Here is a 16,041-nt window from a genome sequence, read left to right as displayed (position 1 = left end):
TTAGGCTTCCTCAGCTTCGGCGACGAGCTTGTCTTTAACGTGATAAATCTCGGCGCCCGAGGCAGCAAATTGTGCCGATTTTAGCGCCATTGCCGCTTCCAACTCCTGCGGCGTCTTGATTGTGACTTGCATAGCTTGGGCAGCCGCTTCAACTTGCTCCGCCTTCGCTTGTGCCGCCTCTAAGCCAGCGGCATAGGCGCGAACATCTTGGGTGATTTTCATCGAACAAAATTTAGGGCCGCACATAGAGCAAAAATGCGCGACTTTAGCGGATTCCTGCGGTAAAGATTCATCGTGATAAGCACGCGCGGTTTCAGGATCGAGCCCTAAGTTATATTGATCTTCCCAGCGGAATTCAAACCGCGCCTTTGCCAGCGCATTATCACGAATTTGCGCACTCGGATGACCTTTTGCCACATCGGCAGCATGGGCGGCAATCTTATAGGCAATCAAACCTTGCTTAACATCTTGTTTATTCGGTAGTCCTAAGTGTTCTTTTGGCGTGACGTAACACAACATAGCGCAGCCATACCAAGCAATCATGGCCGCGCCTATGCCGGAGGTGAAATGATCATACCCAGGTGCGATATCGGTGATTTGTGGGCCAAGCGTGTAAAACGGCGCCTCGTCGCAGTGAACTAACTGCTTGTCCATGTTCTCTTTAATGAGCTGCATCGGGATATGTCCCGGCCCTTCGATAATGGTTTGTACGTCGTATTCCCACGCGATTTTGACTAGCTCACCTAAGGTTTCAAGCTCTGCAAACTGGGCTGCATCATTAGCGTCGGCAATCGATCCGGGACGCATACCATCACCTAAAGACAGGGATACATCGTAAGCGACGCAAAGCTCACAGATCTCACGAAAATGGCTGTAGAGGAAGTTTTCCTTGTGATGACTCAGGCACCATTTGGCCATAATTGAACCGCCGCGAGAAACGATCCCAGTAACACGTTTAGCCGTCATCGGCACATAACGCAGCAGCACACCAGCATGAATAGTAAAGTAATCAACACCTTGCTCAGCTTGTTCAATCAAGGTATCGCGGAACACTTCCCACGTTAAATCCTCTGCCACGCCGTTCACTTTCTCCAGCGCTTGATAAATCGGCACTGTGCCGATGGGCACTGGTGAGTTGCGGATGATCCACTCGCGGGTTTCGTGAATATAACGACCCGTGGATAAATCCATTACCGTATCTGCGCCCCAACGGGTAGACCAGACGAGCTTTTCCACTTCTTCCTCGATGGAAGACGTCACCGCCGAGTTACCGATATTGGCGTTCACTTTCACCAGAAAATTACGCCCGATAATCATAGGTTCGGCTTCGGGATGGTTAATATTCAGCGGAATAATCGCGCGGCCACGGGCAACTTCGGCGCGGACAAATTCGGCGGTAATCGGTTCGCCGACTAAGGCACCAAAAGCTTCGCCCTTGGCTTTACGATTGAGGATTTCATCCTGTACTTGCGCAAGTGCCATGTTCTCGCGGATCGCCACATATTCCATTTCGGGAGTGATAATCCCTTGACGGGCATAGTGTAATTGACTGACTCGTTTGCCCTGCAGCGCTCTGCGCGGGCGGACAATGACACTCGAGCCTGCCTCAAAACGCAGATGGTCTAAACCATCATCGGCGATTCTTTGTTGGGTAAAGTCTGAGGTCGCGCAGGGTAATTGCTCTGTATCGTTGCGGGCTAGGATCCAGTTTTGTCTTAATTTACCAAGGCCTAGACGCACATTGATGTCGGCCTCAGGATCGGAATAAGGTCCGGCGCAATCGTACACTCGGATTGGCGGATTTTTTTCCATGATAGGCGCATCATCAGTACCGCCGACAAGCGTGTCAGTCTGCAGAATCTGCCGCATGCCAACGCGAATATCGGCACTGGAACCTTCGAGATAAATCTTTTGTGAATTAGGATGTTGCAGTGGCGCTAACGTATCGATAAAGGCTTGAGCCTGCGCGCGAGTTTCGCGGCGACTCGGCGCCTTAGTCACGATTGATTGACTAGACTCAGCCGATTTATTAGCCACTGTCGATTTATTAGGGATTGTCGATTCTGGCGCTGTGATTTCTATCGCATTGGCAGCTACAGCTGGGTTTGAACTGGACATAAGCAATCTCACGTTAAAAAATGGAGTTGCTTGTCTGGAGAATTGAGTTGTTGATAGCTGGGCATGGCAATCAATTTTTGTGACCAACACTGGCTTCAAAAATTGAGTTACCCTGCTCAATAACAATTAAATCTAAACATTAAGGCTTAAAACACTGCTGAGTTAACAGGTGTTCAAGCCGTCTATTTTGGCGATTTAATGTGTGTTATTACGCTTGTTTCCTTCGCAGGTTTTAACCTGATCAGGTTCAACGGATCCCGAATAAACGGTCTCAGCCAAGAGGCACTCCGACAAGATGAGTGCGCAGTATAGACAGAAGCGGCAGCAACAAACAAGGAAAAAAGCAATTAAAAACCTTAACCACCAATCCAAAATAAAGATTCATAATTAATTGTTTTTAATTGATTAAATAAAATTAAACTAAAAAATCTATAATTAGCATGAAAATAAATCATAAAAGAAAGTCACTGTTTATGGGGTTTGAGCATCATTTTGTTTAATCGAGATTGAATGGCATCATCAATAGCTTGATTGATTTTTTTGCCACTGCAGTTAATGGGAAAACCTAAATTTTCGGCGTTAGGATTAACTTGAGTGCCGACTTGTACCACGCGATAACAAGTATCCCCTTTACGCACAATACGATTTGGGTCTAAGGGTAAATCTAGACTCGTTGTGCCACCGAAATCATCAGCATTAGAGACAAATAGCACCTCCATCTCTGGGCTCATTTCACTCATATTCGATTTCTGGGTGAACTTATCGGCCTGTTCAATGACGAGAGCATCGAGCGCTTGCTCGCGCTGACGTTCAAAATATTGCTGGGTGAATAAACTCATGCTTGAGCTTGTCGCTATTGTGCTCTCACCTTCTGCTGCGGGTGAACTCTTAGCGCCAAGCTGCGGCTTTATTTCTGTGGTATTAAGCGTATTCGTTGGTTTTTTTGCAGTCACTTCAGCGGGCTTTACTTCACTTTGGGCACTTGATTGAGTTTTCTTTGATTGAGATTGGCTCGATTGAGTGATGTTCGGTTTAACCGTATCTGGGTTCACTTTTTCCGACTCTACTTTTTCAGAGACGGCCTTTTCGGGTGCTATTGTTTCAGGCATGACCTTTTCAAGTATTGGCAGAGGCTTCACTTGAGTTTGAGGTGTGGGAACAATTGTAGGCGTAACAGAACTTGTCGCTTCAGTCTTATCCTCGGCCTTGATCTCAGTTTTGGACTCCGAGGTTTCGGCTTTCTCTACCGCGGGAGCATAAATAAAGTAAGCCTTGATCGCTGTCACTTTAGGGCCACGGCTTTCTATTTCCTTCAATCCAAAGGGATTTAACTGCGGGCGCCACAAAATGCAGATAAGTAAAAATAAACACGCATGCACTAAGAGCACAAAAAATAACAAACTGAATCCTTTGAAATACGGCTGACGAGCACGCAAAACGGATCCCGTACCCAATCCCTGAGCACTAGTTTGTATTGTCCTAGACAGTTCAGGTTTGGATTCAGATTCAGCAACCAATTTATCTTGATGTTGATGTTGATGTTGATGTTGATGTTGATGTTGATGTTCAGCATGGATTTCTTGCAGTACCAAATCTTGGGTTTTATCTTGAGCTATGCCTTTGATGTCATGCTTAGAGGCTGAATGACCTGTATCGCTATTGAACGCTAATGGCTCCGTATCAGTGGTAAAAACAGGCGTTTGAGCAGCATCCAGTTCACCGAGGTGATGATCAAAGGTGATAAAAGTCTCACCTTCTGGCGATGTGACCGAAATCAGCAAAGCACTATCGGCATCATCTCCAATCGCTATCGCTGTAGGAGATGCTGTCAATAAAGGCGCGGCCTTGGGTTGATGTTGAAAAGGCAAAATCCATCCTTAGGTTTTGTATAGTATCCATTGATTTCAATGACGCTTAACGTGGAACGATTGCACTCTAATTCAATATCAATCCAATATCAGGTTGGTGAATATTGAAAACGAATTATCCAATGATTGCATTTACTTGCGAGTGCTCAACGCAGATTAGAGGAGGCAAACAGGGTAAAGTTCAATGCAAATGCAACCTGCTACAAGCACAGTACTTTACGCCAGTGCTTGATAAGTCACTTGCCAGTTAAGACAAATAAGGCTGGGAATTGGGATCATAATCGCGCTAAATCTCACGTCTTGAAGCGAGTAGCATCATCAATGCGATGCACTGATGGGAGTGCAAGACGGCGTTAAAAATCTAAAAGATGAAAAATAGAAGCCAACCATAAATTTAAGCTTACAAGTGTACGCTTAAATATGGTGATTTATTTTTCTAACTGATAGACTCAGTCATTATCGTTTACGAGTGTGTATCTACCATGTCGAGTCAAAGTGTTACCGAACAGCCAAACACAGTTAAAAACCCGGTAAAATCTGGACCATATAGTATCAAAGAAGAGATCGCTAACAGTGTATCCCATGGCCTAGGTGTTATTGCGGGGATTGTGGCATTGGTGCTCATGCTGCTTAAAGGTCAAGATCACCTAACGCCAATTCAACTTACGGGCGTAACCATTTATGGTGCGAGCATCATAGTGCTTTTCCTATGCTCGACGTTATATCACAGCGTTAGCCATTCAGGCTGGAAACATAAACTGAAGATCGCCGATCACTGCGCTATTTACTGTTTAATTGCAGGAACTTACACACCTTTGATGCTGATAAGCTTACAAGGCACGCAGTCGATAGTGATTTTAACGGCTATTTGGTCGCTTGCAATTGGTGGGATCCTATTTAAGACACTGTTTATTCACAAATTCAAAAAGTTAAGCTTAGTCTTGTATCTCGCTATGGGCTGGCTATGTGTCACTGTGATGGGCGATTTAACGGCGGCCATGTCAGAGATAGGCTTTAATCTATTAATCTTAGGCGGGTTATTTTACACCTTAGGAGTGGTGTTCTACGTCGGTAAACGCATTCCTTTCAACCATGCCATTTGGCATTTATTTGTGCTCGGCGGTGCCATGAGTCACTTTCTGTGTATTTATCTGACTGTTATTTAAATGGCTATGACTTAACAGATGGTGATTTAACTGGCTCTGATTTAAATGACTATGACTTAACAGATGGTGATTCAGCTGACGGTGATTTATCTATGGGTCAAAGCTAAACGTCGTTAATTATCTATTTAAGCACTTCCTCGAACGCTCTCTCAAACATCGCAATCAAGTACGGCTATTCAATTCAGTAAACAGCGACGCTAATACCGTCGCTTGTTCTGCTCTGCCACAGTGCCGCCAAAGCGCAATAATACATTCTGCGGTACACAAGCCCCCTTCTTGCTGATTACGCCGCAATATAAAGGCGGATTCAGGCATAAGTGGCGGCAAACTGACTCGTGCAGCCGTTTTAAGATAGGGGCTCTGGCGCAGCATCTTACGCGCCTCCTGCCAAGTCGCATCTAAAATTACCACTTGGCTCGGCATTCGTTGTGCTGCTATGAGTGTGGATTGCGCAGGCACTAACAAGGCTTGTGCGTTCGAGAGCGATGGCTCAGCTAAATTCGTCTCTAAGGGGTTAATATCAGTGGGCATAGCAAACTCAGTATCACTTGCAGGAAACAACAGCTTGGCTTGCTGCGATGCCAACATAGCCACTAAATCGTTATCAGGTGCCGTTCTCGACCAGACGATGCTTTTCACCTCTTCAGGGAATGCGGCTAACGCGAGTTGGCCAGTATTCGTTTTGCGGGTTAACTCGCGCTCGTGGGTCAATAAAATAATCTGCATTGCCTTCCTTGCTGCGGCAAAAGAATGAGAAATAACATTAAACATCTAGCGATGTTAGGAACAGGCTCGAAGCACATCCACTTGAAAGCTCAGGTTAAAATAACGGCGTTCGTTCGCCAATAAGCCAAGCCAACTAAGTTTGACGTGAAATAAAATCATAGATTAAAGTTATGATTTAAAAATGATAAAACTTACAAACATTCCAACACTATCTGTTTTAGCAGAAAAGTTTCACGTTCTATTGATTGGCCTTTATGGGGATGATTACGCTGAATATCTTCATTATGGGCGATAGCTTGATGAATATTGAGCCATTGAGGTCGCATGCCATTTTTAATCTCATGGGCTTCTAATCGAGTCTCACCTAAACCACGCTCGCCCAGTGCGGTGTCAATACTGCACACATAACAGAATGACTCCATGTGCACTACATTCGCCCCTTCACGGTACCAAGGTCGAAACTCTTCATAGCGACCAAAGGGCGCTAACACTTGAATGTCTAAGGCACCGGTTTCTTCCTGAAGCTCGCGGATCAGTCCATCTTCGAGACTCTCGCCATCGTCAATGCCGCCGCCAGGTAAGCTGTAGTCGCGGTATTTTTGAGTATACAGCAGCAAAATGTCTTCACCCGATAACACAATCGCGCGGGCAGCTCTGCGATAAAAAACGCGTGCCGTCTGTAGGTTAACCGCTGGATCTTGGGTGGTTCTCAATAAACGCATAGTCTTAGCCATTTGCCGAAAAGGAGTCGCAGCATAAACGAAAATGTGCCAAATGCAGATCAAAAAATGTAGCAGAGGCAATAATCACACTCAGTCCAATCCGAGTGATTGATAGGTTTTAGCGATTAGACTCTTGATTATTAACGGCTTAGGCTAAAATCGATTTGCCCATGATATTAACAACGAGATCGCGATGCATCAGCTCTTTCGCCTGATTCTCATCTTTGGTGCTCATAGTCATTCTTAACGTAATGCCCAAGCGGCAAAAATGCTCAAGCGCATTCAAACTCACTATGCTCACTCAAGAGCTGGGCCAATTGCTGCTGATAGGCATCAATAATCGCTGGTGTTTGCTTATGCGCGGGCATGCGTTGGTAATGGCCAATCACCTGCGACAGATAACGCTGCGCTCGCGGCAAACTTGCTTCATCTAGCGTCTGCCACATTAACGACCCCGTAGCAGTGATAGGCAGACCATTTGGAGCTGCGATTGTACTGACATGGAGGATTTCGTAGAAACGTTGATTCTCTTCCAATAAGAGTTCCGACTTAAGCCCTAAGGCCGAAAGTGATTGCCTGACATAGTAATTATGATGCACGGGACACAAAATAAACTCGAGGTGCCGCTGTGGATGTTTGGCTAGAATTGCCCGCACTAATTCCACCAGCAATTCACCACCCACGCCAGCGATGATAATTAACTGTTTATCTTTGTCACTGGTTTGCTCGAGCGGTAAAATCGCGACATCAAGGCAATGCACTTGCCACTGACTATGACGACTTAAATTAGGGTCTATGTCTAGGTTTAAGTGAGGGTCTATGTCTGGGTTTAAGTTTGGATCTAAGTGTGGATTAAGGCCTGATATGTCAGCGGGAAAGAAACGCTGTAAACGCAGCTCAAGCGCCTGCATTAGCGAAGGCACACAATCGACAAAATGCACTTGGCGAGCAGCATTCCTTTTTAACAACAGCATACCGAGCAAACCATGATCGCAGCAGCAATCCCAAATATGATCGTAATGACCAGTGATCATGCTGTTTATCTGTTGTAAACGTTGGCTAATTTTCACGGTTTGACCTTACTGCTGCGGCTCCAAATGCTGTAAATCCCACGCTAAATTGCATTTTTAAGCAAAAAGAAAGCGCGCAGTTTACCCGAGTCAAAAGCAAACCACATCTTTTGTTCGTGCCCTCAAAGTGCTTCTCGTCACGTCTGTTACGACACGCCTTAATGTGGTGAATACGTATGCAGGCCGTTGCGGTTAAAAAGCCATCGCCACTAGTATGCTGTGAGTCACATTCATTATAAAAACAAGGATCAAGGAATGTTCATCAAGACCAACCCTATTCAGTTCACTCGCAGCGACTTAACTGCCCGTCACGTAACAGACTGCCACTTAACAAACAGCCACACTCGCCAGTGCTCATCGCGACAAAAGCTATCGCAAGCGCTATTAAGCCCTACAGCTATCGCCCTTGCGGTCACGAGTCTTTTTAGTGCCAACGTATTTGCCAAAACCGTTACCGTCAGCTCACCCAACCAACAAATTCAAATCAGCTTGAGTGATGATACTGGCCGCCCCGAATATAAAATCGATTTTCACGGCAAGACAGTCATAGAACCGAGCCGCTTAGGCTTAGTTTTTCAATCCCTTGGCGAACTCGGTCAAGGATTACAGATAAACAGCAGCGATAAACAAAGTGCCGATGAAAAGTGGCAACAACCTTGGGGCGAACAGGAATGGATCCGCGATCAACACAATCAACTGACTGCTGTATTAAGTAATGGCAAGGTGCAACTCGAAATCGAATTTAAAGCCTTTGACGATGGGATTGGCTTTCGCTATCACTTAGCCCAACAAGCAGCCCTGCCCGCCAATTCGCCGCTATCCATCACTGACGAGTTAACCGAGTTCAATGTCGGCAATAGCGCTAAAGCCACAGCATGGTGGATCCCTGCCCGCGGCTGGAATCGCTACGAATATTTATATCGCACCACAGCGCTTAAAGACGTCGATAGAGCCCATACCCCCTTCACCTTTAAACTCGCAGACGGTACGCACTTAAGTATCCACGAAGCCGCCTTGGTGGACTTTGCCGCCATGACCTTAGATCAACAGCGCGATGGCAAACTTAAGGCCGATCTCACGCCTTGGTCCGACGGTATTCGCGTCAAAACCCAAGTGGGTTTTTATACGCCGTGGCGCACCATTCAAATTGCCGACAAAGCAACTGGGTTGCTCAATTCGCACCTCATCCTAAACCTCAATGAACCCAATAAACTCGGCGATGTTACTTGGGTAAAACCAGGGAAATACGTCGGTATTTGGTGGGGAATGCACTTAAACGAAAATACCTGGGGCTCGGGCCCAACCCACGGCGCCACCACCAGTGAAACAAAGCGTTATATGGATTTTGCCGCTAAATATCAGTTTGATGGCGTACTGGTAGAAGGTTGGAATGAAGGTTGGGATGGCGACTGGTTCCACAACGGCGACCAATTTAGCTTTACTAAGGCCTATGCTGATTTCGATCTGCCCGCCATCACAGCATACGGAGCAAAACAAAATGTACGTTTAATCGGCCACCATGAAACCGCAGGTTCAGTCACGCATTATCGCGAGCAAATGGCAGATGCCTTCGCCCTGTATGAGCAGCATGGTGTTACTCAAGTCAAAACGGGCTATGTCGCCGATGGTGGCCAGATCAAGCGCATAGATGACAAAGGCATTACCCGTCACGAGTGGCACGACGGCCAATTTATGGTCGGTGAGTATTTGCACAATGTCACTGAAGCAGCGAAACACCACATCAGTATCAATACCCACGAGCCGATTAAAGACACAGGCCTGCGCCGAACCTATCCGAACTGGATCTCCCGCGAAGGTGCCCGCGGCCAAGAGTATAATGCTTGGGGTAGCCCACCAAACAGCCCTGAACATACGGCCATATTACCCTTTACCCGCATGCTTGCGGGTCCAATGGACTTTACCCCGGGAATTTTTGACTTAGCGCCCAAGGGGTTGGATGCTGAAAATCGTGTGCAAACCACATTGACCAAACAGCTCGCCTTGTACGTTGTGCTCTATAGCCCAATCCAAATGGCAGCAGACTTACCGCGCAATTATGAAAAGCACTTAGATGCCTTCCAATTTATCCGCGATGTGCCCACAGATTGGTATCAAAGTGTCGCGCTGGCCGGTGAAGTCGGTGACTATGTGGTCTTTGCTCGCCAAGCGAAGGATCAAAGTGATTGGTACTTAGGCGCACTCACGGATGAAACCGCACGCAAGGTCACGGTCAAACTGGATTTCCTCTCCCCGAATAAACGTTATCAAGCGCAGATTTACCGCGATGGCGCAAAAGCCGATTGGAAAACCAATCCCTATGATTATGTGATTGAGACTAAAGAAGTGAGCGCTAAAGATAGCCTAAACCTCGCACTCGCCAGCAGTGGCGGCACAGCAATCAGATTCAAAGTGCTTTAGGTTTAGTTTTTTAAAGTCAGTGCGTTAAGAACGTGTTTAAGCGAGTGTGAAAATACAGAGTAAAAAACAGAAAGTCACCAAGGATATACCTTGTCCTTGGTGACTTTTTATCGCCAACTAACACCTGTTGATCCCAATACAAACATAAAAGTTGATCAAGGTCGAGGCGTCTATTCAGTTCGTGCCCATTGGCCGACAAATCGGTATAAACCGAATGAACAGGCTGGAAATGCCCTCGCAAACTCACCAACATCGTAGACAGACCATGCCAACCCAAGGCGAAGGCGTAAAACCAACACAGGTGCAAAAATGCCTCCGTTAGATTAATCTGACCTTCCTTTACTTGCTTATGGTGCTCAGCTTGCGATATCGGGCAAATTTATTAGAAATGCGCAGCTTTAAACGTTTCGAAACTGAACTCGCACACTTAGGCTTTAGCCATTTCCAACCCTTAGCGCCACTTCGCCCTTGGGTGCAGCGCTACTTTCATTTGCGCGTTGCGATTAATTTACCGCAGAGCATTGAACAGACATTTTATCCAGACGGCGGCACTAGCCTGCATTTCTATTTCCCAACTCAAACACTCAGTGGCGATGAACCTCAAGTGTTGTTTCATTGTGGTCAGAGCCGACATTCCCACGCCTTTTTACCAGGAATCGAGCTGATGACAGTTCGCTTTCACCCCGGCGGCGCGTTTCATTTACTTGGCATTGAACTGCAAGATATTCTGTCTGCCGCATCAATGAAGGCTATTGATGCGACGCAATTGCAGCTAACAGGATTGGATCAACTGCTATCGCAACTGGCGGAAACCAATCAGCCAGCCCAACGCGTCGCCCTACTTGAGCACTGGTTATTGCAGCTCACCCAGCAGCAATGTGATGCGGCCTTATCTCGACATAAAAGCGCTATGATTAGCTTAGTGCAGGCGAGTTTACCAAAGCTTACTCAAACCCAAGCCAGTTTAGAGGATTTCTATAGGCAACTGCCCCTAAGTCGCCGCCAGTTTGAACGAAGATTTAAACAAGAAACCGGATTGTCACCCGCGCAGTTACTGCAATTAAACAGAGTCAAAATCGCCCGAAACTTACTCAGCCAATCACCTAACCTCAGCCTAGTGCAGGTCGCATTCGATTGCGGATTTTACGATCAAGCCCATCTACATCAACACTTTGTACGGGTGACACAGCAAACTCCAGGACAATACAAAAAGCGTAAAATGTCGCAAATCTCCAATCCTACATAGCGCTAACAGCTTAGATTGAAGCCTCAGCTTATAGGAGGCTTTTATGTCAGAACGTATACCACGCCAGCAAATTTACCAGCTACAACCCACACTCGCTAACGCGCTGCTCAGCTTAGACAAAGCGGCCGGTGATTCCCACTTTGCACCATTACTGGTGCATTTAGTCAAGCTCAGAGCATCGCAACTCAATGGCTGCGCGTTTTGTCAGCGAATGCACGCCGAGGAAGCCAGAAGCGACGGTGAAGAACAGCTGCGTTTAGATTTACTTGCCGCTTGGCAGGAGGTCGATGGAATCTTTAATGAACGGGAACGTGCAGCGCTGCTCTGGACAGAAATCTTAACCCAAGTTGCTACTGCCCCCGTGCATGACAGTCAATATGCGGCGCTTGCAGAGCATTATTCCGAGAAAGAAATTGTCGACCTCACCAGCTTAATCATTGCCATTAATGGCTGGAACCGCGTCGCGATTGCCTTCCACTTGCAACCCATCTAACGGCAAATAAACAGGGCGCCGAATCGGGTGCCCTGCTTGTTAATATCACTATGTAGTTCTTATCACTATACCATTTGTATAACTAACTTAATGTCAGTGCCACTATTTTAAGTGGATGATTGTCATCGAACGAAGGGAAATCCTCATGGGGATCGAGCCAAGTGTGCGTAGTGACTGTACGGCCTTGTTTTTCAACACAGCGCACTAAACTGTCAAACCATACTTGGCGCTCGACTTTCGCCACATTGTTACAGCAAACGATAGTGCCACCGACTTTCGTCGCCATTAATGCGGGCTTGAACAAACCTTGATAATCATTAACCAAATCGACAATACCAAAAGCACTCTTGGCATAACGCGGCGGATCGAGGAACACCAGATCAAACTGGGTTTGCGCCAATTTGGGATAACTCGGTAATTTTTGATTGCGACGCCCTCCCACACTCAAGCCTGCCAATTGGCGCAGGGCCGGAAACGCATCACTCTGCACAAACTCACATACATTCGACACCTGATTTAACGCCGCATTCGCTTTGCCCGTCGCTAAAGCAAAGGAAGAAAAATCAACATTCATCACCTGAGTCGCGCCGCCGATGGCTGCCGCAGTACCAATGCCGCAGGTGTAGGAAAACAAATTCAGCACAGTTTTATCTTGGCTGTGTGCCCGCACATATTCGCGGCCAATGCGCATATCAAGGAATAACAGCGGATCTTGTCCTTCGTGGCGCAGTTTAGTGCTGAACTTGATGCCATTTTCCTGCATTACTCGCTCAGAACTCGCAATCTCTGTCAGTGCGGGAGATAAGGCATTCAATACACGGGAATGGCCTAATGAACGATCGTTATACACTATCGGCAAATCGGCCTGTTGCAACAAAACAGTGCCGACATCAACCAACTCTTCGTCGGTTAAGGTCTGATGAAAACTCTGCACTAGCCAAGTATCGCCATAACGGTCGATATTCAAGCCACTGACGCCTTCGACTGTGCCATGGAACACCCGAAAACAATCGGTTTGATCCTGTTCTGCTTGTTGTAAAAAATCATGGCGTTTCGCCAGAGCCGTCGATAACAGCGTTTGAATAGACATAAAAAGCGGGACTCGCGCAGCGGAAACCTGCGTAAGGTTTCAAGAGGGAAAACGGCATAATACCAAACTAGGTCGCAGAATATCGGAAAAGTTCGCCCCGAAAACAGCATAAACACCGACTAACACCCAAATGGGGGGAACTCTATGTCCCCCAACCCGCCAAGCCTGTTATAACCAAGTGCACGGAATAATTTTCAAACAAAGATGTAGGTTAAATCACTTCAAGCAACGGCTCTAACCCTGGCGCCGTTTTAGTCGGCACAAACTCTATCACCTCAAACTCAGCGACATCGGCAATGCAGAAAGGATCTTGCTGCAAAATAGCCTCTAGCGCCGCGCGACTTTCAGCCTTGGCGAGGATGACGCCACCGGTACGTGGCACCTTACGACCCGAGGCGACAAAAGTCCCTGCGGCATAATACTCATCAAGATAAGCAATATGGGCGGCTAAATGTAACTCCACTTCTGCAATTGGCTTTTTATAGGTAAGCGAGACAACAAACATAGGGATCCTTTAATCAACTGAAAAAATTTAAAATAATCGAACGAAAAACGCTTAATCTGGCGATCATCATAAGCTAAGTAACTATTTGAGCCCACCATATCTAGGCTGGCTATATAGTGCAGAGTGCGCGACTTTCGAGTCAAGCTATCGGCATCCGTACTGGATATTTATTGCATGCTGACTCTGATTAAGCGCATTTAACTCGCCGTCAGTTATGCTGCGGTTGATTTTATCACTCAGTTAACATCCGCAATAACAATACCCTTTTTTCTAAAAAATAATGCAATGACTGATCATCAAGTATTCTAACAAGATTAGAGAGTTATTTGAGCATTCCAGCAAGCCTATAGCTATTGATAAACCGTCTAGATGCGTTACGCCTATGTTTCAATCCAGTTACTGAGCCATGATGAATACGTATGTAAGCAGTTGTGCAAAAATCTACGCCGAGGCTACTATAAATCCGCTCGTTTCACCCTCTGCTTGTGGGGTTTGAAATCTGTGAGGTCGTTTCTGATAGGGTTACATACAAGGATTGCTATCAGGCTTAAGTTCTTTCTGCTGACTGGCTTTAGGCCACTCACTTGGGCTAATCCCTTTGAATTAAGGTGTTAGGTCCAAATTTGAAATGAATTTATCGGCGAATATGCTTCTGAGGGAGGAGTATATTCGCCATTTTTTCACAGAGTACACTCATTCATGGCATGCGCGAAACTACCATGAATAAGCCATGAATCTGACTCTTAGCTTTTATTGTATGCTCTTGGCTGTGATGAAATAGCTCACCACATAAAAGCAAAGTACAGTGCCAATCCATTGCTAGGCAAAACAATTAAAACAATAAGCACTCAAGGCAGAACGACTGCCGGCAACAGAAAGGAAGTTCAATGTCTTCGAATCACCAGCAAGATCCCCATCAAGCCGCAGCGCCTCAGTTGCCGCATGCATTCAAGCAACAACCTGAGCTGAGTTTCTGGCAAATTTTTAATATGTGTTTCGGTTTTTTAGGCATTCAATTTGGGTTTGCCCTGCAAAATGCCAACGTCAGCCGCATTTTTCAAACCTTAGGGGCTTCTATCGATGAAATTCCCATACTGTGGATTGCCGCACCACTGACGGGTTTATTGGTTCAACCTATTATTGGTTATTTGAGTGATAACACTTGGGGACGCCTTGGTCGTCGTCGCCCCTATTTTTTGATTGGCGCGATTTTTACTACCCTTGCCATTTTCATCATGCCGCACTCGCCTACCCTGTGGATTGCCGCCGGCATGTTATGGATCATGGATGCCTCGATCAATATCGCCATGGAGCCGTTTCGCGCCTTCGTCGGTGACAATTTACCGAAAAGCCAACGTACTCAAGGCTATGCCATGCAAAGCTTTTTCATCGGCATTGGCGCTGTGGTCGCTTCGGCCTTACCCTATATTTTGACTCACTTTTTTGATGTTGCGAATACTGCACCTGCGGGTGAAATTGCCGATTCAGTACGTTATGCCTTCTATTTTGGCGGCACAGTATTATTGCTCGCCGTCAGTTGGACTGTCGTATCGTCAAGAGAATATTCCCCTGAAGAATTAGCCGCCTTTAACGCAAAACAAGTCGATGCTGAAGATGAAACCTTAGCCCGCACTCGTACCCGCAAGGACTATCAATTTGCCTCCATCGTATGGATGGGTCTCGGCGCCCTGCTCACCTTCGCTATTGGGGCGCAGGATTTAGACAAGCAACTGTATATTTTGAGCTTAGGGATTTTCGCCTTTGGCCCATTACAACTGTATTGCGCGCTGCGTTTGGGCCATTCACAACCCGCTGAACGCAATAAGCTCGGCATGGTATTTAGCGTGGTCGATGACTTGTTCCATATGCCCAAAGCCATGCATCAACTGGCGATCGTGCAGTTTTTCTCTTGGTTCGCACTGTTTGCCATGTGGATTTACACCACAGCCGCCGTGACGTCTTACCATTTTGGCAGCAGTGATGTGTTGTCCCAAGCTTATAACGACGGCGCAGATTGGGTCGGCGTACTGTTCGCCTCCTACAATGGTTTTGCCGCCATTGCCGCGATTTTTATTCCTATGCTGGCTAAGCGTATTGGCATCAAGCTGACCCACACAGTCAATATGTTCTGTGGTGGTATAGGTTTGATTAGTTTCTTTTTTATTAAAGACCCAAGCCTGTTATGGCTGCCTATGATAGGTGTCGGTATCGCGTGGGCGTCAATTTTATCTGTGCCCTACGCCATGTTGTCGGGCATGTTACCCCCGCAAAAAATGGGCGTTTACATGGGGATTTTTAACTTTTTCATCGTCATCCCGCAGCTTCTTGCCGCCAGTGTGCTGGGTTTAGTGCTCAATGGTCTGTTCGATGGTCAACCTATTTATGCACTGATCACAGGTGGCGTCTTGATGATGTGCGCCGGTATTGCCGTGCTTTTTGTGGAGCAAGAAATTGTGGTTCAAAATGAGCAAAGTACTGGCCTGAATGGCAACACGCCCTTAACCGCAAAAGCCGTAAACAAAGTTAACTGATAAAACGTCACTAAGCACAAAAGGTGGCAAAAAGTTAGCTGATATACATCCAATATGTGAAGCGCGGTGAACTCGCCCCATTGGCGAT

12 protein-coding genes and 1 riboswitch are annotated in these 16,041 nt (G+C 46.5%); of the genes, 5 read left to right on the top strand and 7 right to left on the bottom strand.

The window, feature by feature from the left end:
• A complete protein-coding gene (thiC, locus tag RA178_RS10965) occupies positions 1-2,118 on the bottom strand; it encodes a phosphomethylpyrimidine synthase ThiC (RefSeq protein WP_306685347.1) in 2,118 nt (705 codons plus the stop codon).
• Positions 2,119-2,319: 201 nt separating this feature from the next.
• Positions 2,320-2,418: riboswitch (TPP riboswitch) on the bottom strand.
• Positions 2,419-2,582: 164 nt separating this feature from the next.
• Positions 2,583-3,986, bottom strand: a complete 1,404-nt coding sequence (locus RA178_RS10960) for a hypothetical protein (protein ID WP_306685346.1) — start codon at positions 3,984-3,986, stop codon at positions 2,583-2,585.
• Between the two features lie 482 nt (positions 3,987-4,468).
• Here RA178_RS10960 and trhA point away from each other — a divergent pair, with 482 nt between their 5' ends.
• Positions 4,469-5,152 (top strand): PAQR family membrane homeostasis protein TrhA, encoded by a 684-nt coding sequence (gene trhA, locus RA178_RS10955; RefSeq protein ID WP_263161370.1) that lies wholly within the window; start codon positions 4,469-4,471, stop codon positions 5,150-5,152.
• Between the two features lie 162 nt (positions 5,153-5,314).
• Here the strand turns inward: trhA and RA178_RS10950 are convergent, their stop codons facing one another.
• The 3 genes from RA178_RS10950 to RA178_RS10940 all read right to left on the bottom strand — a co-directional run bounded on the left by RA178_RS10950 (position 5,315) and on the right by RA178_RS10940 (position 7,670).
• A complete protein-coding gene (locus RA178_RS10950; RefSeq protein WP_113940367.1) occupies positions 5,315-5,923 on the bottom strand; it encodes a tRNA-uridine aminocarboxypropyltransferase in 609 nt (202 codons plus the stop codon).
• Positions 5,924-6,069: 146 nt separating this feature from the next.
• Complete coding sequence (locus RA178_RS10945) at positions 6,070-6,600, bottom strand: NUDIX hydrolase (protein WP_113940366.1); 531 nt, start codon at positions 6,598-6,600, stop codon at positions 6,070-6,072.
• A 272-nt stretch (positions 6,601-6,872) separates the two neighbouring features.
• On the bottom strand, positions 6,873-7,670 hold the full coding sequence (locus tag RA178_RS10940; RefSeq protein WP_306685345.1) for a tRNA (adenine(22)-N(1))-methyltransferase: 798 nt from the start codon (positions 7,668-7,670) through the stop codon (positions 6,873-6,875).
• A 255-nt stretch (positions 7,671-7,925) separates the two neighbouring features.
• On the opposite strand from RA178_RS10940, the gene RA178_RS10935 reads away from it, so the two are divergent.
• The 3 genes from RA178_RS10935 (at position 7,926) to RA178_RS10925 (ending at position 11,827) form a co-directional block, all read left to right on the top strand.
• A complete protein-coding gene (locus tag RA178_RS10935; RefSeq protein ID WP_306685344.1) occupies positions 7,926-10,088 on the top strand; it encodes a glycoside hydrolase family 97 protein in 2,163 nt (720 codons plus the stop codon).
• 349 nt (positions 10,089-10,437) lie between these two features.
• Positions 10,438-11,334, top strand: a complete 897-nt coding sequence (locus RA178_RS10930) for a helix-turn-helix domain-containing protein (protein ID WP_306685343.1) — start codon at positions 10,438-10,440, stop codon at positions 11,332-11,334.
• 43 nt (positions 11,335-11,377) lie between these two features.
• Positions 11,378-11,827 (top strand): carboxymuconolactone decarboxylase family protein, encoded by a 450-nt coding sequence (locus tag RA178_RS10925; protein WP_105252585.1) that lies wholly within the window; start codon positions 11,378-11,380, stop codon positions 11,825-11,827.
• An 82-nt stretch (positions 11,828-11,909) separates the two neighbouring features.
• Here RA178_RS10925 and RA178_RS10920 read toward each other — a convergent pair whose 3' ends face one another.
• Both RA178_RS10920 and RA178_RS10915 read right to left on the bottom strand, forming a co-directional pair.
• The gene (locus RA178_RS10920; protein WP_306685342.1) at positions 11,910-12,917 is read right to left on the bottom strand and encodes a class I SAM-dependent rRNA methyltransferase; all 1,008 of its coding nucleotides are present in this window, start codon (positions 12,915-12,917) and stop codon (positions 11,910-11,912) included.
• A 211-nt stretch (positions 12,918-13,128) separates the two neighbouring features.
• A complete protein-coding gene (locus tag RA178_RS10915) occupies positions 13,129-13,422 on the bottom strand; it encodes a YciI family protein (RefSeq protein WP_198572268.1) in 294 nt (97 codons plus the stop codon).
• 887 nt (positions 13,423-14,309) lie between these two features.
• Here RA178_RS10915 and RA178_RS10910 point away from each other — a divergent pair.
• On the top strand, positions 14,310-15,953 hold the full coding sequence (locus RA178_RS10910; protein WP_306685341.1) for an MFS transporter: 1,644 nt from the start codon (positions 14,310-14,312) through the stop codon (positions 15,951-15,953).
• Positions 15,954-16,041: the final 88 nt, after the last annotated feature.

The sequence above is a fragment of the Shewanella oncorhynchi genome, assembly GCF_030848765.1.
GTDB lineage: Bacteria > Pseudomonadota > Gammaproteobacteria > Enterobacterales > Shewanellaceae > Shewanella > Shewanella oncorhynchi.
This window is presented reverse-complemented; position numbering and strand designations above follow the sequence as displayed.

What these genes read in the sequence shown, in the direction of transcription:
- thiC (WP_306685347.1), bottom strand. Translation starts at nt 2,118, where the DNA reads ATGTCCAGTTCAAACCCAGCTGTAGCTGCCAATGCGATAGAAATCACA.
- trhA (WP_263161370.1), top strand. Translation starts at nt 4,469, where the DNA reads ATGTCGAGTCAAAGTGTTACCGAACAGCCAAACACAGTTAAAAACCCG.
- RA178_RS10950 (WP_113940367.1), bottom strand. Translation starts at nt 5,923, where the DNA reads ATGTTTAATGTTATTTCTCATTCTTTTGCCGCAGCAAGGAAGGCAATG.
- RA178_RS10945 (WP_113940366.1), bottom strand. Translation starts at nt 6,600, where the DNA reads ATGCGTTTATTGAGAACCACCCAAGATCCAGCGGTTAACCTACAGACG.
- RA178_RS10935 (WP_306685344.1), top strand. Translation starts at nt 7,926, where the DNA reads ATGTTCATCAAGACCAACCCTATTCAGTTCACTCGCAGCGACTTAACT.
- RA178_RS10930 (WP_306685343.1), top strand. Translation starts at nt 10,438, where the DNA reads ATGGTGCTCAGCTTGCGATATCGGGCAAATTTATTAGAAATGCGCAGC.
- RA178_RS10925 (WP_105252585.1), top strand. Translation starts at nt 11,378, where the DNA reads ATGTCAGAACGTATACCACGCCAGCAAATTTACCAGCTACAACCCACA.
- RA178_RS10920 (WP_306685342.1), bottom strand. Translation starts at nt 12,917, where the DNA reads ATGTCTATTCAAACGCTGTTATCGACGGCTCTGGCGAAACGCCATGAT.
- RA178_RS10915 (WP_198572268.1), bottom strand. Translation starts at nt 13,422, where the DNA reads ATGTTTGTTGTCTCGCTTACCTATAAAAAGCCAATTGCAGAAGTGGAG.
- RA178_RS10910 (WP_306685341.1), top strand. Translation starts at nt 14,310, where the DNA reads ATGTCTTCGAATCACCAGCAAGATCCCCATCAAGCCGCAGCGCCTCAG.